Here is an 18,294-nt window from a genome sequence, read left to right as displayed (position 1 = left end):
ACTGTGTAGTTGAGGATACGCCGCACAACAACGTCGGGAAGCCGACACCTGAATGACCAGCATGGCCCTGAAGACCGCTCCGCCGGCGAGCGCGGAGGACATCAATGCGCAGCTGCGGCTTCGAATGGCCTCGTTCGAGGCCTTCGTCGCGCATGCGCCGTTCGCGGCCGCGCTGATCGATCGTTCGGGCCGGCTGGCCGCCGTCAGCGCCGAGTGGCGCGACGAGGACCTGACCCCCGACCTGGCGCCGGGCGAGCCCTTCGCCCGCTGCCTGATGAACCTTGAGGACGTCGAGAGCCTGGAGCGCTGCCTGGCGTCCGGTGAGCCGTTCTCGCGCTACAGGGCCCAGGTGGTGGAGGGCGCCCAGCGGATCTGGCGCAGCGAGTTCGCCGCCTGCCGCAGCGACGAGGGCATCATCTTCGCCGTCATCGTCACCGCCCGCGACGTCACCGGCTACGCCCAGACCGCGCTGCGGGCCGAGCGCAACGAGCAGCGGCTGAAGCTGGCGCTCGAGCTCGACGACCTGATGGTGCGCGAGGTCGATCTGAAGACCGGCGAGGTCTACGTCTCGGGCACTTGCCCCGAGCTTGAGAAGTGGTGCCTGTTCGACGCCGATCCGCTGGAGATCGTGCACGAGGAGGACCGCGAGCGCATGGCCCAGATCATGCGCGCCCGCCGCGACGGCGAGGCGGCGGTGTTCGAGTTCCGGCTCAATCGCGACGACGGCATCGAGACCTGGGTGCGCTCGGTCGGCAAGCGCTTCGTCGGCGGCGACGGCAAGCCCGAGCGGCTGGTCAACCTGTTCAAGGACATCACCGACCGTCGCCGGCAGACCGAGGCCGTCGAGAACCTGGCCTTCCGCGACCCGCTGACCAGCCTGCCCAACCGCGCCTATTTCCAGCGCAAGTTCCAGGAGGCGGTCGACGCCTCGGAGATGGCCGGCGAAATCTTCGGCCTGATCATGATCGACGTCGATCACTTCAAGGACATCAACGACACCCTGGGCCACGACGCGGGCGACGCCCTGCTGCGGCGGTTGGCCGACGTGCTGCGCCACGCGTTCCGGGCCGGCGACACGGTGGCCCGCCTGGGCGGCGACGAGTTCGCGGTGATCCTGCGCGGCCTGCACGGCGAGGGCGACATGCTGCGGCCGATCAAGGCCCTGCAGGAGCTGCTGCGCCAGCCGATCCAGCACGCCGGCCGCAGCTTCTCGGTCAGCGCAAGCATCGGGGCGGCGCTGCACGGCGACCCGGACGCCGACCCCAGCCACATCTTCAAGAACGCCGACATCGCCCTCTATCGGGCCAAGGACGAGGGCCGCAACCGTTCGATCCTGTTCGACCCGTCGATGCGCTCGGCCCTGGAGCAGCGGCTGGAGCTGCTGCGCGACGTGCGCGCGGCGATCGAGGCCGACGAGTTCATCCTCTACTACCAGCCGGTGATCGACCTGGAGAGCGGCAGCGTGGCCGGCTTCGAGGCGCTGATGCGCTGGGCTCACCCCGAGCAGGGAATCCTCACGCCCGACCGCTTCATGCCGGCCTTCGAGGACCAGGATCTGTCGCTGAAACTGGGTGACGTGGCCTTCGAGACGGCGCTGAAGCAGATGCGGGCCTGGCTGGACGCCGGGATCGAGTTCGGCCGGGTGGCGGTCAACATCTCGGCGGCCCAGTTCCGCTCCGGCCGTCTGGCCGAGGAGGTGCAGGAGCGCCTGGCCCGCTGGGGCGTGCCGTGCGACCGCCTGACCATCGAGGTCACCGAGCACGTCTATATGGGCTGGGCCTCGGACGTGGTCAGCGACACGGTGCGCAAGCTGCACGCGGCCGGGGTGATGATCGCGCTCGACGATTTCGGCACCGGCTACGCCAGCCTGGCCAACCTGCGGCAGTTCCCGATCGACCGGCTGAAGATCGACAAGGGCTTCGTCCAGAACGCCGAGGACGCGGCGATCGTGAAGGCGGTGATCACCCTGGGTTCGTCGATGGGCATGAAGGTGGTGGCCGAGGGCGTCGAGGACCTGGCCCAGCTGGAAGCCCTGGCCACCTATGGCTGCGACCAGGTGCAGGGCTACCACTTCAGCCGCCCGATGCCGCCCGAGAAGGTGCCGGGCTTCGTGGACGGGTTTTCGATCTGAAGTTATCCACAGGGATGCGGTTTTCCCTTCTCCCATAGGGAGAAGGAGGGGCCCACGCCGCAGGCGTGGGAGGATGAGGGGTTTCAGCGGTTGAGGGTGTAACCCCTCACCCTCCCACCGCTTCGCGGCGGGCCCCTCCCTCTCCCTATGGGAGAGGTTATCCCCGTGGTTGACCGCTTCGGTCTCAATAAATTCAATCGCTTACAAGAAAACGCACGTTTCCTGTCCCCGGCCTTCGGACCGGCCTCATGCTGTTGGTCATGAGCGAACAGACCTCCCGCGCCTGGTGCGCGAAGATCCAGCAGCGGCTGATGGCGGCGATGGATGACCTGTGGGCGGCGATGGAGGACGGCCTCGATCGCGAGGCCTTCCGCAAGGCGTCGGAAAAGGTGCGGCTGCTGGGCCAGATGGCCGCGACGGTGCGCAAGATCGTCGTGGCCCTGCCGCCAGAGCGCGCGGCGCGGCCGACGGGCGGCTGGCCGCTCGTCATGGAGCCCGAGGCCGTCCCGCCGAGGCCCGAGCGCAAGATCGATGCGCTGAAAGGCGGCGCGCGCGGACGGCTATGAGATCCTCCCCCTCTGGGGGAGGTGGCCCGAAGGGCCGGAGGGGGGCCGTTTTCAGCTTCCGCAACGCTAGCCGGCTTCGCGCCGCTTCCCTCTCCGTCCGCTTCGCCGACACCTCTCCCTTCTGGGAGAGGGTTTCCAATCCTCATTTCTTGCCCAGGTCCATCTTGCTGATCCGGCCCTGGTCGACGGCCCAGACCTCGTTCGGCCCGGTGCCCACGGCGATGGGCAGCTTGTAGAGCAGGCTGAGGAAGGCGTGGGTCTCGACGGGCGTCGGGGAGACCAGATGGGTGGCGAAGACCATGACCGGCTGCTGGCCGGCCTTGGCCTTGGGCCGTTCCATCAGCAGGCACGACATCGACAGGGCGTCGACCCGGGTGACGGTCTTGCCGTCGGCGGCGACGCTGACGCGGTAGTGGCCGCCGACCGGGATCGCGCCCGCGGCCGGAGACGGCGCCAGCAGCCAGACGATGAAGCCGTCGCCCTGCGGATCGCGGACGATGGCGGTGTTGTAGCCGGGGCGGCAAGCGGCGGGCTGGGCGGCGATGGCGGCCGCGCGAGCCGAGAAGCTCAGGCGCTCTTCGTCGGTCAGCTTGCGGTCGGCCGGTTCGGTGACGGGGCCGGCGCCCTTGCCGTCGACCACCACGTCGTAGCCGATCTCCAGGCCGGCGCCCTTGTCGCGCAGGAAGCGGACCGTGGCCGTCTTGCCGTCGTCCTCGACCAGCCAGCCCTTGAGGCCCGCGCCCTGCAGGTCGGGCACTTTGTCGCCCAGGGCGTCGCTGGCCAGCCAGGCGGCGATGTCCTGGCGATAGATGGCGCGGCCGAAGGCCTCGATCTGCGGCAGGTCGAAGGCGCGGATCGGCGTCGGGGGCTTGGCGGGCTTGCCGGAGGGCGGGGCGGCGGGCTGGGCGTGGGCGACGCCGGTGAGCAACAGGGCCAGGCTGACGGCCACGGCCGAACGGAACGACGCCACGCGAATTACTCCCCCGGATGAAACTCCACCGAAGGTAGCGGATGCGTGGCCGGCGTCTATGGCGAAGGTTGGGGGCGTTGGTTTGATCCCTCTCTCTTTGAGAGAGGGAGGGGCCCACGCCTTAGGCGTGGGAGGGTGAGAGGTAACAAACTCACCGAATGGAACGCGGTCGCCCGGCGGTGGGCGGTGTGTATTCGGGGCTCGGCCAGAAAGCGCGGGCGAGCGTGCCCTGGATCTTCCTGCTGGCGGTGAAACCTCTCACCCTCCCACCGCTTCGCGGCGGGCCCCTCCCTCTCTCTATGAGAGAGGGGACGTTGAGCTACCCCTCCACCGCCTCGTACAGCCCCCGGGCCTCGGTCGCGGGGCCGCGGCGTTCGCCGCAGTCGAGGACGCGGACGTTCACCAGCCGGCCGCCGATGGCGAAGACCAGGACGTCGCCGGCCTTCAGCGTTCGGGAGGGCTTGTCGACGCGGGTTTCGGGCGAGCCGGCGCGGGTCAGGCGGATGCGGCCTTCGTCGACGAAGCGGGCGGCCATCGAGCGGGTCTTGAAGAAGCGGGCGCGCCACAGCCAGACGTCGGCGCGGCAATGCTCCGCATGGTGCTCCCCGTGATGGGCGTCGTGGTGCGCGTCGTTCATGAAGCGACCTGGTCGCGCGGGGCGGCGATCGCCGGCTTGCGGCGGCGGGGCTTCTTACGGCGCGCCGACGGAGCCGGAGGCGGCGGCTCGGTCAGCTTGGCCAGGGCGGCGAACGGCGAGTCCGGGCGGGCCTGGACCGGCTTGGGCTCCAGCCGCTGGGCGCCGCGGCGCTTCCAGACGATCGGGGCGTCGGGCTTGGCGCGCACGGCCGGGGTGTAGTCGAGCGAGCGCAGCACCGACGAGGCCTCGGCCGCGCTCCAGCCCAGGGTTTCGAGCGCGGCCGGGGTCAGCACCACGCCGCCTGGGCGCTGTTCGGCGCGCAGCAGGGCGTCGAGCTTTTCCAGGGTCTCGACCGGGACCAGGTGCTTGCCGGCGACGCGCAGGCCGCTGGCCGCCAGGGTGCGCGGCGGCGGCAGGGGCGAGGGCAGGGCGCTCAGGCCGACGAGCGGGCCGCGCCAGCCGCCGGGGTCCAGGGCGCGAGCGCAGGCGATGGCTTCCGAGCGCAGCACGCCCGGCGAATAGAGCGAGAAGGCGCCGATGCGGACGCCCAGGCTCTTGAGCGTGCGGCGCTCGGCCTGGCTGAGCGCCTTCAGTTCCGGATCGAGCGGACGCTTGTCGAGCACGCCGCCGGCCTCCAGCAGGCGGTGGGCGACGCCGCGCGGCAGGCCGCGCAGCTCGCCGCCGGCCAGAGCCTGCTGCAGCTTGCGCAGAGGCGCCAGATGCCGGTCGACCTCGGAGGCCAGGAAGGCGTCGAGCCGCCGTTCGGCCCGCTCGCGCGCCGGAAGAGGACCAAGCTCGCCCAGCAGGCGGGCGCGGGGCGACAGCAGGTCGCCGCCGGCGCGCACGGCCCCGGCCGCCTCGCCGCGCCACAGGATCATGCCGTCGGGCGTCAGGGCGAAGGCCTCGTCCGGCTCGGCGGCCAAGAGACCCAGGCGGCGGGCGATCTCCGGCCCCACCGCGCGCTGGGCGGCGTTGCGCAGGGCCTTCTCCTCCAGCGGACTGGAGCCCTTCTCGGCGATGAAGGTGACGCCGGTCAGCCGGCCGACCACATGGCCCTCGACGCTGATCTCGCCGTCGGCGGCGACGCCGGCCAGGATCGTCTCGCGCTCGCCCAGCTGCTTCATCAGCACGCTGGTGCGGCGGTCGATGAACCGCGCCATCAGCTTTTCGTGCAGGGTGTCGCTGATCTTGTCTTCCAGCTCGCGGGTGCGGCCCTGCCAGTGGACGGGATTGGCCAGCCAGTCGGGACGGTTGGCGATGTAGGACAGGGTGCGCACGCCCGACAGGCGCGCGGCCAGGCTGTCGATCTCGCCGTCGGTGCGGTCCAGCGCCTTGAACTGGCCGTTGATCCAGTCTTCCGGCAGGCGCTTGCGACCGGTGGTCAGGTCGTCGAACAGCGTCTTGACCATCCGCTGGTGGTCGTCGTCGGTGGTCTTGCGGAAGTCGGGGGTCTGGCAGACGTCCCACAGCTTCAGCAGGGCCGAGCGGTCGGACTTGCAGCGGGCGACGACGTCTTCATGGGTGGCCAGCTTGCGCAGGGTGCGCTCGTCCAGCGCTTCCTGGGAAAGGGTCAGGCCGTTGCGGTTCGGCGGTTCGGACAGCGAGCGCAGCAGGCCGGGCAGGTTGCCGAAGTCGAGCTTTGCGCTGCGCCACTCGGCGGCCATCACCGGCTGGAAGGCGTGCTCCTCGACGGCCTGGACCAGATCCTCGTCCATCTCCTCGCAGTCGCCCGTCACCCCGAAGGTGCCGTCGCGGGTGTAGCGGCCGGCGCGACCGGCGATCTGGCCCACCTCCTGCGGGTGCAGCCAGCGGGTGCGGCGGCCGTCGAACTTGCGCAGGCCGGCGAAGGCCACGTGGTCGACGTCCATGTTCAGGCCCATGCCGATGGCGTCGGTGGCGACCAGGAAGTCGACCTCGCCGCTCTGGTAGAGGGCGACCTGGGCGTTGCGGGTGCGGGGGCTCAAAGACCCCATGACCACGGCCGCCCCGCCCCGCTGGCGGCGGATCAGCTCGGCGATGGCGTAGACGGCGTCGGTGGAGAAGGCCACGACGGCGGTGCGTCGGGGCAGGCGGGTCAGCTTCTTGGAGCCGGCGTAGGACAGGTTGGAGAACCGCTCGCGGCCGACGATCTCGGCGTCGGGCAGCAGGCGGCGGACCAGCGGGGCCATGGTCGAGGCGCCCAGCAGCATGGTCTCGAACCGGCCCCGGGCGTGCAGCAGACGGTGGGTGAAGATGTGGCCGCGCTCGGGATCGGCGCACAGCTGGATCTCGTCGATGGCCACGAAGTCGACCTCGCGGCCCAGCGGCATGGCCTCGACCGTGCAGACGAAATAGGCCGCGCGCGGCGGGACGATCTTTTCCTCGCCGGTGATCAGGGCGACGCTGGCCTTGCCGCGCAGCTTGACGATGCGGTCGTAGATCTCGCGCGCCAGCAGGCGCAGCGGCAGGCCGATCATCCCCGAGGCGTGACCGAGCATGCGCTCGACCGCCAGGTGGGTCTTGCCGGTGTTGGTGGGCCCCAGGACCGCGGTGAGCCGCGACGGGGCGAGGCCGGTGGAACGGTCGCTCATGACCCCCCGAAAGTGGGACGGGATTCGGGGCGAGGCAAGCGTGGGCTTGGAATTGTGGGCGCGGCTATGCGCCCTACCCGGGGGCGACGAATTGTAGGATGAAAGAGGCGTTTCTCGGGGGAGGTGACGTGACCATGGTGTCTCGCCGCATGTTCATGGCCGGCTGCTGCGCGGCCTGCGCGCCGACGGCCTGGGCCGAAGGGGTGGGCAAGGGCGTCGCTCCGGCCAGAGGCCCGGCGCTGGAAACCTTCCCTTACGACCGCGTGCGGCTGGGGCCGGGGAAGATGCGCGACCAGCTGGACTGGCAGCACCGGCTGTTCATGGGGCTCGACGACGACCGGCTGCTGAAGCCGTTCCGCCAGCGGGCCGGCCTGCCCGCGCCGGGGGCGGACATGGGCGGCTGGTACGACGACAGCGCCGACTTCCACATCGACGTCAACGACTGGAGCACGGCTGACTGGCACGGCTACATCCCCGGCCACAGCTTCGGGCAGTACGTCTCGGGCCTGTCGCGCTATGTCGCCATCACCGACGATGCGGCCACGCGGGAAAAGGTGCGGGGGCTGGTCGTGAAGTACGCCCAGACGATCTCGCCGCGCTTCTTCGCCGGCTACACCCTGCCGGCCTACACCTACGACAAGGTGGTGATCGGCCTGATCGACGCCTATCGCTACGCCGGCGTGGCCGAGGCGGGGCCGGCGCTGGACAAGGTCACCGACGCCGTCCTGCCGGTGCTGCCGGAAAAGGCCCTGACGCGGGAAGAGCGCCGCCAGCGGCCCTATTCCAGCGAGGCCGAGATCTGGGACGAGCCCTACACCCTGCCAGAGAACCTGTTCCTGGCCTGGCGGCTGGGCCTGGGCGAGCGCTACCGCACGCTGGCCCTGCGTTACATGCAGGACGAGGCGCTGTTCGATCCGCTGGCGCGGGGGCAGAGCCCGCTGGCCGGCAAGCACGCCTACAGCCACGTCAACGCCCTGAACTCGGCGATCCAGGCCTGGTACGCGACAGGGCAGGACAAGTACCTGAAGGCCGCCCGCAACGGCTTCGACTTCGTGCTCGCCCAGTCGTTCGCCACCGGCGGCTGGGGTCCCAACGAGGAGCTGTTGGGCGCGGGCGACAGCGAGACCCTGCTGAAGTCGCTGACGCAAACCCATCGCAGCTTCGAGACGCCGTGCGGGGCCTACGGCCACTTCAAGATCGCCCGCTCGCTGCTGCAGATCACCAAGGACAGCCGCTACGGCGACAGCATGGAGCGGGTGCTCTACAACACCATCCTCGGCGCGCGCGATACGACGCCGAAGGGCGAGACCTTCTACTATTCCGACTACAGCGACGCGGCCTCGAAGTTCTATCGCGACGAGCTGTGGCCCTGCTGTTCGGGGACCTTCATCCAGCTGGCGGCCGACTACGGGATCAGCGCCTATCTGCAGGACGGGGCGAAGCTCTATGTGAACCTCTACGTCCCCTCGACCCTGTCGGCGAGCGTGGACGGGGCGGCGGTGTCGCTGCGCCAGGAGACCCGCTATCCGCTGGAGCCGACGATCGCGATCGCCGTCGATCCGGCCGCCCCGACGCGGCTTTCGCTGATGCTGCGGGTTCCGGAGTGGGTGGGGGCGGGAGCCCGCATCCTGGTCAACGGCCGTCCGGCGGAGGTGGCGGCGCGGCCGGGGACGTTCGTGGCGCTGGAGCGCCTGTGGCGGCCGGGCGACAAGGTCGAGATCGCCTTCGACATGACCCCGCGCCTGGAGCCGCTGAACGCCGCCCATCCCGAGGTGGTGGCGCTGCTGACCGGGCCGCTGGTGCTGCTGCCGATCGGTCCTGGCGAGGTGAAGCTGACGAAGGCCCAGTGGCTGGCGGCGCGCCGGCGGGGAGACGACTGGACGGCGGCTTCGGCGAGCGGCGAGGTGGTGTTCAAGCCGTTCATGGCCATCGGCGACGAGCGCTATCGGCTGTACGGGCGGCTGGCTTAGATGGTTGGTGGCTCAAGTCTAGAGGTTCGCCATCAAAGCAAACTGTCAGCGCTGTCGTCCCATAATCTGGATTATTTCCAAATATTTCCAGCCTTGTTCGATAAAAAGCCGAGGCGATTTCTCAATCTGGACTCGTGAATACGTATTGATCGCGCTCTGATCGTCCCATACGCTTTTAGGTGGCAAAGAACCAAAAGTGGAGGAATGGATGCGCGCGACCCTTCTGGCCCTGGCCGCCCTGGCGGCCGCTGGACCCGCCCTCGCCGAGCCGTGGGGCAAGCAGGACTGGTACGTGTTCGACGTGCCCTATTCGACCGAGCAGCTGCGGGTGCTGGACGCCCACGCCACCGGCTGGGCGCCGCCCAATCCCCTGCTGTCGGGGCCGACGCAGCACTATTCCGGCATCGGGCGCGCCGGGCGCTCCAAGGTCGCCGTGGACATCAACTCGATCGACCGCGTCGGCAAGGCGCTGCAGGTCCGCTACTTCGTGTGGTCGGACAGGGACTCGGGCCTCACCGAGGTGACCTCGCGGATCGACTGCTCGAAGACCGGCGAACTGGTCGTCCAGGCGCGCGACTTCGACAAGGACTTCACCCACCTGGGCACGGCCGACGGCAAGCTGCGCCGGGCCGACGCGGCGGCGATCGCCATCGCCGACCACGCCTGCCGCCTGCCCGGCGACCACCGGGTCAGCGGCCTGTCGCTGCCGGAACTCGTTCGTCGCGGGTCCTGACGGTCAAGGGGTGACCGGGATCCTCAGGAACAGGTTCCCGGCCGCGGTCGGCGCGGGCAGGGCGCCGGCGCGGATGTTCACCTGCAGGGACGGCAGGATCAGGGTCGGGGCCGGCAGGGTCGCGTCCCGCGCCGCGCGCAGGGCGACGAAGTCGTCCTCGGCCTTGCCGTCCCGGACATGGATGTTGCGGGCCCGCTCCTCGGCGACGGTGGTTTCCCAGCGATAGTCCGACCGGCCTTGCGGCAGGTAGTCGTGGCCGACGAAGACGCGGGTTTCCGGCGGCAGGGCCAGGACCTTGCGGATCGAGCGGTACAGGGTCCGCGCGTCGCCGCCGGGAAAGTCGGCGCGGGCGGTGCCGTAGTCGGGCATGAAGATCGTGTCGCCGACGAAGGCGGCGTCGCCGATCAGATAGGTCAGGCAGGCCGGGGTGTGGCCCGGCGTGTGCAGCGCGCCGATCGACAGGTCGCCCAGGGGCAGGACGTCGCCCTCGTTCATCAGCACGTCGAAGACCGCCCCGTCGGCGGCGAGTTCGGCCTCGAACACGGGGATGAAGGTCTTCTGCACCTCGACGATCCGCGCGCCGATGACGATCTTGGCGTCGCTGCGGCCGCGGATGTAGTCGGCGGCCGACAGGTGGTCGGCGTGGGCGTGGGTCTCCAGCACATAGGCCAGGGTCAGGCCCCGGGTCTCGACGGCGGCCAGCAGGGTGTCGGCCGAGCGGGTCGAGAGCTTGCCGGCCTTGGGTTCGAAATCCAGCACCGGATCGATGATCGCGGCCGTGCGCGTCGCCGGATCGGCGACGACGTAGCTGACGGTGAAGGTGGCGGGATCGAAAAACGCTTGAACGTCGGGTCGCATGGCTGGAGCCTCCGGTGGCAGGCGTTTTATATTAGTGCTTGCTAAATTAGATCAAGCTAATATATGGCGGTCATGTTCGATCTCTCGCGTTTCGACGTCAGCCAGTTCGAGGCCAGCGCCGCGCAGGCCGCCAAGCTCCTGCGCGCCCTGGCCAACGAGCGGCGGCTGATGATCCTGTGCCAGCTCGCGGACGGCGAACGGTCGGTGGGGCAGATCCAGCCCCTGGTCGGCCTGTCGCAGTCGGCCCTCTCGCAGCACCTGGCGGTGTTGCGCGAGGAGGGGATCGTGGCCGCGCGCCGCGAAGCCACGAGCCTCTGGTACCGGATCGCCGATCCGGCCGCCCTCAAGGTGGTCGGCACGCTCGCGGAGATCTTCTGCCCTCCAGCGGAGACCGCCGCCCATGACCACGATCCTCGATCCCCTGACGCCTGACGAGGCGGCCCGGCGCCTGGCGCAGGGCCGCGCCGTGCTGATCGACATCCGCGAACCCGACGAATTCGCCCGGCGGCGGGCCAGGGGCGCGCTGTCGCGCCCGCTGTCGACGCTGGACGCGGCGGGTCTCGACCCGGCCGACGGGCGCGAGGTGATCTTCACCTGCCGCTCGGGCCTGCGCACGGCCGCCAACGGCCAGCGCCTGGCGGCGGCCTGCGCGGGGGCGGCGCACGTGCTGGAGGGCGGCCTCGACGCCTGGGACCGGGCCGGCCTGCCCGTCGAGACCGACCGCAAGGCGCCGCTGGAGATGATGCGCCAGGTGCAGATCGTCGCCGGGCTGCTGGTGCTGTCGGGCGTGGTCCTGGGCCTGACCGTCTCGCCCTGGCTCCTGGGCGTGGCGGGCTTCGTCGGGGCGGGGCTGACCTTCGCCGGGGTCACCGGCTTCTGCGGCATGGCGAGACTCCTGGCCCTGGCGCCCTGGAACCGTCCGGCGTCGGCGTGAAGTCATGGACGCGAGCCTTGTCGCCGCCGCCCTCAGCGGGGCGGTGGTCGCGCTGCTGCTGACACTGTTCGGTGGCGGCGGTTCGGTGCTGGCCACGCCGTTGCTGCTCTATGTCGTCGGGGTGAGCGACGCCCATGTGGCGATCGGCACCTCGGCGGCGGCCGTGGCGGTCAACGCCGCCGTCGGCCTGGCCGCCCAGGCGCGGGCCGGCCGGGTGAAATGGCCCTGCGCCCTGACCTTCGGCGCGCCCGGCCTCGTCGGCTCGCTGGTCGGGGCCCATGTGGCCAAGGCCTTGCCGGGCGGCCACCTGCTGGCCTGGTTCGCCCTGGCCATGGCGGCCGTCGGGCTTTCGATGTTCCGCGCCCCGCGCTCGCCGGGCGATCCGGACGTCCGCATCGACCCAGGCAAGGCCGCGCGGCTGGTTCCGGCCGGGGCGGCGACCGGCCTGGCGGCGGGGTTCTTCGGCATCGGCGGCGGCTTCCTGATCGCGCCGGGCCTGATGGCGGCGGCCGGCATGACCCTGGCCAACGCCGCGGCCTCGTCCCTGGTGTCGGTGGCGTTGTTCGGCGCGGCGACCAGCGTCAGCTACGCCGCCTCGGGCCTCGTGGACGGGAGGCTGTTGCTGGCCCTGGTCGCGGGCGGCGCCGTCGGGGTGCTGGCGGGGACGCGCCTGGCGCCGCGCCTGGCCTCGCGGGTCCTGCTGGCGCGCCGGCTGTTCGCCGTCATGGTGGTGGCGACAGCCGGCTATGTGCTGTGGCGCGCGCTCGCCTGAATAGGCGAGCGGTCTTGGTGCGGCGCGTCTGGGTGGTGCACGATGGCGATCGTGAAAGATATCGCCGTTAGAAGACAAATATCGAAATCTTGAACATCGTTATTGTTGTGATCGCCGACAAGCTCGGCCGTATGTTCAAATACAAATCCGAGATCGATGTAACATCTTTGGAATGTGACGTTATTTTGCCTTCATTGCCTCGACTCATGTTGACAAAACCGTCGTCTCGATGAAGTTTTTCAGGGTCGCAGAGATCAAAGATCCGCGGCGCTATTGAAGATCGCTCGAACATTCGCCGTGGCGCGCAACCCCCGCGCCTTGGGCGACGACACCGAAACGCCGGCGCCGATCCATGGCGACCGTCGCCTGGCCTGAGGCCCGCCGCGCTTTCGCGCGGGGTCTTCGGCCCGGGTTTCTTCGGCGTCCCCTGCAAGCCCGCCCAGATCGTCTCGCCACGCCAGGTCGCTGGCCGTGACCGCCGCCGCGACGGGCTTGTCCGCATCTTCAGTCAACAAACCGCGGCCCATGCGCCGCGACGACAAGGGCGGTCACCGCCTGTCTCTCGGAGGGAAACCATGTCGACCAACCATAAAGCGCGCCGGGACAACCGGCTGCTGATCACCACGGGCCTGGCCGCCGCCATCCTGGGCTCGAGCTCGTCGATCGCCCTGGCGCAGGCAGCCCAGACGACCGAAACGGCCAAGGCCACGCCCGAGAGCACGGTCGAGAACAAGGTCGAGGAGATCGTGGTCGTCGGCACCCGCGCCAGCCTGCAGAGCGCCATGGGCCGCAAGAAGCGGGCGGGCACCATCTCGGACTCGATCGTCGCCGAGGACATCAGCCAGTTCCCAGACAAGAACGTCGGCGAGGCCCTGGGCCGGGTGACCGGCGTGCAGCTGGCCCGTGACTTCGGCGAAGGCAACGCGGTGTCGATCCGCGGCGTCGAGCCCGACCTCAACCGGGTCGAGATCAACGGCATGAGCACGCTGTCGACGGCCGGCAACATCAACGTCTATGGCGGCGGCGGCCGCGCCAACGACTTCCGCGAGCTGGCCTCCGAGCTGGTCAAGTCGATCGACGTCTTCAAGGGCTTCACGGCCGACATGACCGAGGGCGGCGTCGGCGGCACGGTCTCGGTGACCACCCGCAAGCCGCTGGACTTCAAGAAGCCGACCCTGTCGCTGACCGGTTCGATGCAGAACCTCGACACGGCCAAGGGCTGGAAGCCGCGCGGCAACCTGTTCGCCGCCACCCAGCTGTTCGACGGGCGCCTGGGCCTGATGGCCAACGTCACCTACGACAAGGTCAACACCCGGGGCGACTATGTCCGCAACTCGTCGTGGGGGCGGTTCGCCGACTTCGACGGTTCGACCGACAAGACGGTCGACTACTATTCGACCGCCTACAGCCAGGAGATCAACGACCTGGCCAGCGGCGTCAGCACCTATGCCGGCTGCTCCAGCCTGACCTCGCCCGACACCAGCCAGATCTCGACCAGCAACCTGCGCACCGCCTGCCAGAGCCAGTGGTACGACTACGCCCCGCGCGTGGCCCGCTACGGCGTCTGGACCCGCGAGGACGAGCGCCTGTCGGCCGAGTTCACGGTGCAGTACAAGGTCAGCGACCGGATCGACATCTGGGCCAGCTACAACCGCAATGAGCGCAGCCAGCGCCTGAACGACATCAACTACGGCACCGACTTCACCTCGGCGACCCGTCTGCGCAACACCGCCGCCAGCGGCACCTCGTGCTCGTCGACCGACACCACGGCCAGCTCGGTCGTGGTCGACAAGAACCACAACGTCATCCAGTACACCCTGGGCAACTGCCTCACCACGTCGGGCAGCGGCGGCTACAACGGCTTCAGCATCAGCTCGCGCGACTTCGCCTACGACTCGTCGAGCGACTACTACAATTTCGGCGGGACCTATCGCGGCGAGCGCCTGCAGATCGACTTCCAGGGCTCGAACGCCGAGACCTCGACGGTGTCGCAGACCAACAATGTCAGCGTCAGCTTCGACACCCCCGGCATGACGGTGACGCTGAACCCGACCACGGGCGCGCCGTCGTTCACTTTCGCGACGGGCTACAGCCCCTCGGACGCCTCGGCGATCCGCCAGTGGCAGATCCAGTACCGCCCGTCGAACTCGCAGTCGGAAGAAAAGCAGTACAAGCTGGACTTCGACTACGAGACCGACCTGCCGTTCCTCAAGAAGATCGAGTTCGGCGGCCGCGCCACGGACTTCTCGACCTCGGGCTACGGCTATGGCGGCTACATCATCGACGGCGGCGACAACCTCTATTCGACCACCGACGACGTCGTGATCTACAGCAACGCGGTGAACTCGACGGCGACGGTCAGCAACTCGGCCACGGCCGATCAGACGGCGGCGGCCGCCGCCTCGGCGGCCTACACCACCGGCTACTGGTCGACGACCGAGACCTGGTCGCGGGCGTTCTCCAACGCCGTGTTCGCCAACGCCATGACGGCCCTGCCCAGCGCCTTCTACTACGGCGGCGGCTCGCTGCCCTCGACCTGGCTCTATCCGAACTTCGCCAAGGTGGCGCAGTACCTCGACACCTCGCACTTCAACCTGAACAACCTGGTGAGCACCACCGGCAGCGACGGCAACACCTACGAGCAGATCCCCTATCGGATCGCCGAGCAGACCGACGCGCTGTACCTGAAGTTCAACTACGCCTTCCCGCTGTTCGACTACGACGTGAACGGCAACTTCGGCTGGCGCCGGGTGCACACCAAGACCGTGGCTTCGGGCGCCCAGACGCGCAGCGAGACCTATGCCTCGACCAACGGCGGCACCTCGACCACCTACGTGCTGAGCAACACCCAGGCCAGCATGGAGAAGGACTACACGGTCTGGCTTCCGAGCTTCAACATCGGCCTGTGGCTGCAGCCCAACAAGCTGTCGGCCCGCGCTGGCTTCGCCCAGCTGATGGCCCGTCCGCGCATGGACTACCTGATGCCGACGGTCAGCTGCACGACCGACAATTCGCCGGACGCCAACGGCGAGTATGACGAGCCGAGCTGCACGGCCGGCAACCCGAACCTGAAGCCCTACCGCGCCAACCAGTACGACCTGTCGTTCGAGTGGTATCCGAACAACGACACCCAGCTGTCGCTGGGCTTGTTCTACAAGGACATCAAGTCGTTCTACCTGTCGTCGCGGACCCTGATCGGCAAGGTCGACGTCTATGGCGACGGAGTGCTCTACAACTACAACACCTACATCAACGGCAACGGCGCCAAGATCTCGGGCGTCGAGCTGACCGGCAAGACGGCCCTGACCTGGCTGCCGGGGGTGTTCTCCGGCTTCGGCGTCGACGCCAACTACACCTATCAGGAAGCCAAGGACGTCGAGCTCTATTCGACCCTCGACGGCTCGCCGCTGCCGTTCCCGGGGCTGTCGAAGAGCAGCGCCAACCTGACGGTCTGGTACGACAAGGGCCCGGTGAACGCTCGCCTGGCCTACAACTACCGCTCCAAGTACCTGTCTTCGGCCGCCGACACCTCGGGCCAGCCGGTGTTCAAGGAGCCGACCGGTTACCTGGACGGCAAGATCACCTGGAAGCCGGGTCCGCAGGGCCTGCAGCTGTTCGTCGAAGGCAAGAACCTGACCAAGGAAGAAGAGGTCTCGACGGCCGGCGACATCCGCTTGATCGAGCAGGGCTATTTCGGCCGCCGCTTCTTCATGGGCTTCACCTACAAGTACTAGGGTTGGGCCAAGGCCGCTCCGCTCCGGCGGGGCGGCCTATTTCTCGAACGCCACCTTGCCGTCGACGATGGTCAGCAGGGCCTGCGCCTTGAGGATGTCGGCCGGGGCGATGGCCATCAGGTCGCGGTCGAAGACGGTGAGGTCGGCGGCCTTGCCGGCCTCCAGCACGCCGCGCTGCTGCTCGGCGAAGGCGGCGTAGGCGGGCGCCCAGGTCAGCATGCGCAGGGCCTGGTCGCGGCTGACGGCTTCTTCCAGGTGCCAGTCGGCGCCCGCGAAGCCCGAGAGGCTGTGGCGATAGACGGCGGCGTAGAACTCGATGCGCGGGTCGCCGACCTCGACGGGCGCGTCGGATCCTGCGGCGACGACCGCGCCGCTCTTGAGCATGTCGGCCCAGGCATAGGCGCCCTTCAGCCGGTCCTTGCCCAGGCGGGCGGGGGCGAAATAGAGGTCGCCGATGGCGTGGCTGGGCTGCATCGAGGCGATGATCCCCAGCCTGGAAAAGCGCGGCAGGTCGGCGGCGTCGACCACCTGGGCGTGCTCGATGCGCCAGCGGCGGTCGGCGTCCGACCCCAGCACCTCGCCGAACCAGTCCAGCACCATGCGGTTGCCGCGATCGCCGATGGCGTGCATGGCGACCTGGGCGTTCACGGCCTTGGCTCGTCGCATCAGGGCCAGGCCCTGGTCGTGCTCGGTGAGGATAAGCCCCTGGCCCTCGGCGTCGCTGTAGGGCGCCAGCAGGGCCGCGCCGCGCGAACCCAGGGCGCCGTCCATGTAGAGCTTGATCCCGCGCAGGCGGATCAGGCCGGTGGGGTCGGCGCTGGGACCGGTCTTCAGCACCTCGGCGGCGCCGGACGGGTCCATGTAGTTGTCGACGCGCAGGGAAAAGCGGCCCTCGGCGGCCAGCTGGCGCAGGATGTCCAGGTCCTCGGCGTCGACGCTCATATTGCCCAGGCCGGTCCAGCCGCGGCTGGCGTAGAGCCTGCCGGCGGTCTCCAGCGCCTGGCGCTTGAGGGCCGGGGAGGGCGGCGGGATGACGCCTTCGACCAGGGCCTGGGCGTGGTCGACCAGCATGCCGGTGGGCTCGCCAGTCTCGTCCTTGAGGATCTGGCCGCCGGCCGGGGCGGCGGTGTCGCGGGTGACGCCGGCCTTGGCCAGGGCGGCGCTGGAGGCGACCACGGCGTGGCCGTCGGCCCGGCCCAGCACGACGATGCGGCCGGGGGCGGCGCGATCGAGGTCGGCGCGGGCGGGGAAGCGCTTTTCCGGCCAGTGGGTTTCGATCCAGCCGCGGCCGTAGATGGGCGCATCGCCCGGATGGGCCTGGGCGTAGGCGCGGACGGCGGCGACCAGGGCCTCGACGGAGTCGGTCTGGTCGAGGTTGAGGGTCAGCTCGCGCAGGCCGATGCCGGTGAGGTGGGCGTGGGCGTCGACGAAGCCGGGATAGGCGGCGGCGCCCTTGAGGTCGATATCGCGGGCGCCGGGGGCGGCCTTGGCGCGGGCGGCGGCCAGCGGGCCGACGAAGGCGATGGTCCGGTCGCGGATGAGCACCGCCTCGGCGGTGGGCGCGGCGGCGACCCCGGTGTGGATCGGTCCGCCGTGCACCAGGATGTCGCCGGCGAAGGCTGCCTGGGCGAAGGCGGGACCGGCGGCGAGGAGCAGGGCGGCGGCGAGCGGGGCGAGGCGCAAGGGCGATCTCCGGAACCGGGGCGGGGAGAAGAGCGTGAGCGTGGAAAGGTAGAAGGCCCGGCTCGCAACCTGCAACAGCGGTGTTAATCTGTCGCCATGGGACAGGGCTTCATGCTTTTCGAGACGGCGATTGGCCGTTGCGGCCTGGCGTGGGCGGCGGGCGGGCTGATCGGCGTGCAACTGCCCGAGGCCGGCCCCGGCGCGACCTGGGCGCGGCTGCGCAAGCGCTATCCCGACGCCGCCGAAACCGCGCCGCCGCCCGAGATCGACCTCGTCGCCGACCGCATCATCGACCTGCTGGCCGGAGGTCGCGACGACCTGGCCGACGTGTCGCTGGACCTCACCGTCGTGCAGCCCTTCAACCGCCGGGTCTACGAGATCGCCCGCGCCATCCGGCCCGGCGAGACCTCGACCTACGGCCAGGTGGCCAAGGCCATGGGTGAGCCGGGGGCGATGCGGGCGGTGGGCAAGGCCCTGGGCGAGAACCCCTGGCCGATCGTGGTGCCCTGCCACCGGGTGCTGGGCGCCGACGGCCGGATGGGCGGCTTCAGCGCCGACGGCGGGGCCGAGACCAAGGCCCGGCTGCTGACCATCGAGCGGGCCCGCGTCAACGACGTGCCGACCCTGTTCGACCTGGAGTTCTCGGTGGCCCCGCCCAAGGGGCGCTGAGCGCGCCGGCCCATCGCCGACGATCGATTTCACTTCGCTCCAAATAAAAAGGCGGCGGATCCGAGGA

14 protein-coding genes are annotated in these 18,294 nt (G+C 69.6%); 9 read left to right on the top strand and 5 right to left on the bottom strand.

Annotated elements, in window-relative coordinates; all coding sequences use genetic code 11:
- Nucleotides 1–52 precede the first annotated feature (52 nt).
- Together AC1RRS_RS02365 and AC1RRS_RS02360 are read left to right on the top strand one after the other, a co-directional pair.
- The gene (locus tag AC1RRS_RS02365; protein WP_492853777.1) at nucleotides 53–2,131 is read left to right on the top strand and encodes a putative bifunctional diguanylate cyclase/phosphodiesterase; all 2,079 of its coding nucleotides are present in this window, start codon (nucleotides 53–55) and stop codon (nucleotides 2,129–2,131) included.
- Between the two features lie 248 nt (nucleotides 2,132–2,379).
- Complete coding sequence (locus AC1RRS_RS02360; protein ID WP_492853776.1) at nucleotides 2,380–2,697, top strand: hypothetical protein; 318 nt, start codon at nucleotides 2,380–2,382, stop codon at nucleotides 2,695–2,697.
- Between the two features lie 142 nt (nucleotides 2,698–2,839).
- On the opposite strand, the gene AC1RRS_RS02355 is transcribed toward AC1RRS_RS02360, so the two are convergent.
- From AC1RRS_RS02355 to AC1RRS_RS02345, 3 genes are all read right to left on the bottom strand, one after another.
- A complete protein-coding gene (locus AC1RRS_RS02355) occupies nucleotides 2,840–3,667 on the bottom strand; it encodes a hypothetical protein (protein ID WP_492853775.1) in 828 nt (275 codons plus the stop codon).
- Nucleotides 3,668–3,986: 319 nt separating this feature from the next.
- Nucleotides 3,987–4,304 carry an RNA-binding S4 domain-containing protein gene (locus AC1RRS_RS02350; protein WP_492853774.1) on the bottom strand — a complete coding sequence of 106 codons (318 nt, stop codon included), beginning with the start codon at nucleotides 4,302–4,304 and terminating at the stop codon, nucleotides 3,987–3,989.
- Nucleotides 4,301–6,874, bottom strand: a complete 2,574-nt coding sequence (locus AC1RRS_RS02345; RefSeq protein ID WP_492853773.1) for a helicase-related protein — start codon at nucleotides 6,872–6,874, stop codon at nucleotides 4,301–4,303. The genes AC1RRS_RS02350 and AC1RRS_RS02345 overlap by 4 nt, the downstream gene beginning before the upstream one ends.
- A 134-nt stretch (nucleotides 6,875–7,008) precedes the next feature.
- Between AC1RRS_RS02345 and AC1RRS_RS02340 the strand changes: the two genes are divergently transcribed.
- Nucleotides 7,009–8,844, top strand: a complete 1,836-nt coding sequence (locus AC1RRS_RS02340) for a beta-L-arabinofuranosidase domain-containing protein (protein ID WP_492853997.1) — start codon at nucleotides 7,009–7,011, stop codon at nucleotides 8,842–8,844.
- Between the two features lie 208 nt (nucleotides 8,845–9,052).
- Complete coding sequence (locus AC1RRS_RS02335) at nucleotides 9,053–9,577, top strand: hypothetical protein (protein WP_492853772.1); 525 nt, start codon at nucleotides 9,053–9,055, stop codon at nucleotides 9,575–9,577.
- 3 nt (nucleotides 9,578–9,580) lie between these two features.
- On the opposite strand, the gene AC1RRS_RS02330 is transcribed toward AC1RRS_RS02335, so the two are convergent.
- The gene (locus AC1RRS_RS02330; protein ID WP_492853771.1) at nucleotides 9,581–10,435 is read right to left on the bottom strand and encodes an MBL fold metallo-hydrolase; all 855 of its coding nucleotides are present in this window, start codon (nucleotides 10,433–10,435) and stop codon (nucleotides 9,581–9,583) included.
- Between the two features lie 72 nt (nucleotides 10,436–10,507).
- On the opposite strand from AC1RRS_RS02330, the gene AC1RRS_RS02325 reads away from it, so the two are divergent.
- The 4 genes from AC1RRS_RS02325 (at nucleotide 10,508) to AC1RRS_RS02310 (ending at nucleotide 15,875) form a co-directional block, all read left to right on the top strand.
- Entirely contained in the window at nucleotides 10,508–10,867 is a 360-nt protein-coding gene (locus AC1RRS_RS02325) for an ArsR/SmtB family transcription factor (protein WP_199228528.1), read from the top strand.
- A complete protein-coding gene (locus AC1RRS_RS02320) occupies nucleotides 10,836–11,369 on the top strand; it encodes a rhodanese family protein (RefSeq protein WP_492853770.1) in 534 nt (177 codons plus the stop codon). The genes AC1RRS_RS02325 and AC1RRS_RS02320 overlap by 32 nt, the downstream gene beginning before the upstream one ends.
- 4 nt (nucleotides 11,370–11,373) lie before the next feature.
- Complete coding sequence (locus AC1RRS_RS02315; RefSeq protein ID WP_492853769.1) at nucleotides 11,374–12,141, top strand: sulfite exporter TauE/SafE family protein; 768 nt, start codon at nucleotides 11,374–11,376, stop codon at nucleotides 12,139–12,141.
- A 575-nt stretch (nucleotides 12,142–12,716) separates the two neighbouring features.
- Nucleotides 12,717–15,875: a TonB-dependent receptor gene (locus tag AC1RRS_RS02310; protein ID WP_492853768.1), complete on the top strand. Its 3,159-nt coding sequence runs from the start codon at nucleotides 12,717–12,719 to the stop codon at nucleotides 15,873–15,875.
- Nucleotides 15,876–15,911: 36 nt separating this feature from the next.
- Here the strand turns inward: AC1RRS_RS02310 and AC1RRS_RS02305 are convergent, their stop codons facing one another.
- Nucleotides 15,912–17,558, bottom strand: coding sequence for an amidohydrolase (locus AC1RRS_RS02305; RefSeq protein WP_492853767.1), 1,647 nt, complete (start codon nucleotides 17,556–17,558; stop codon nucleotides 15,912–15,914).
- 96 nt (nucleotides 17,559–17,654) lie between these two features.
- Here AC1RRS_RS02305 and AC1RRS_RS02300 point away from each other — a divergent pair, with 96 nt between their 5' ends.
- Nucleotides 17,655–18,227: a methylated-DNA--[protein]-cysteine S-methyltransferase gene (locus AC1RRS_RS02300; protein WP_487288030.1), complete on the top strand. Its 573-nt coding sequence runs from the start codon at nucleotides 17,655–17,657 to the stop codon at nucleotides 18,225–18,227.
- Nucleotides 18,228–18,294 lie beyond the last annotated feature (67 nt).

The organism is Caulobacter sp. GW821-FHT12A07 (assembly GCF_058807655.1).
Note: the sequence above shows the minus strand (reverse complement) of the source record. Positions and strands in the feature narration are given on the sequence as shown.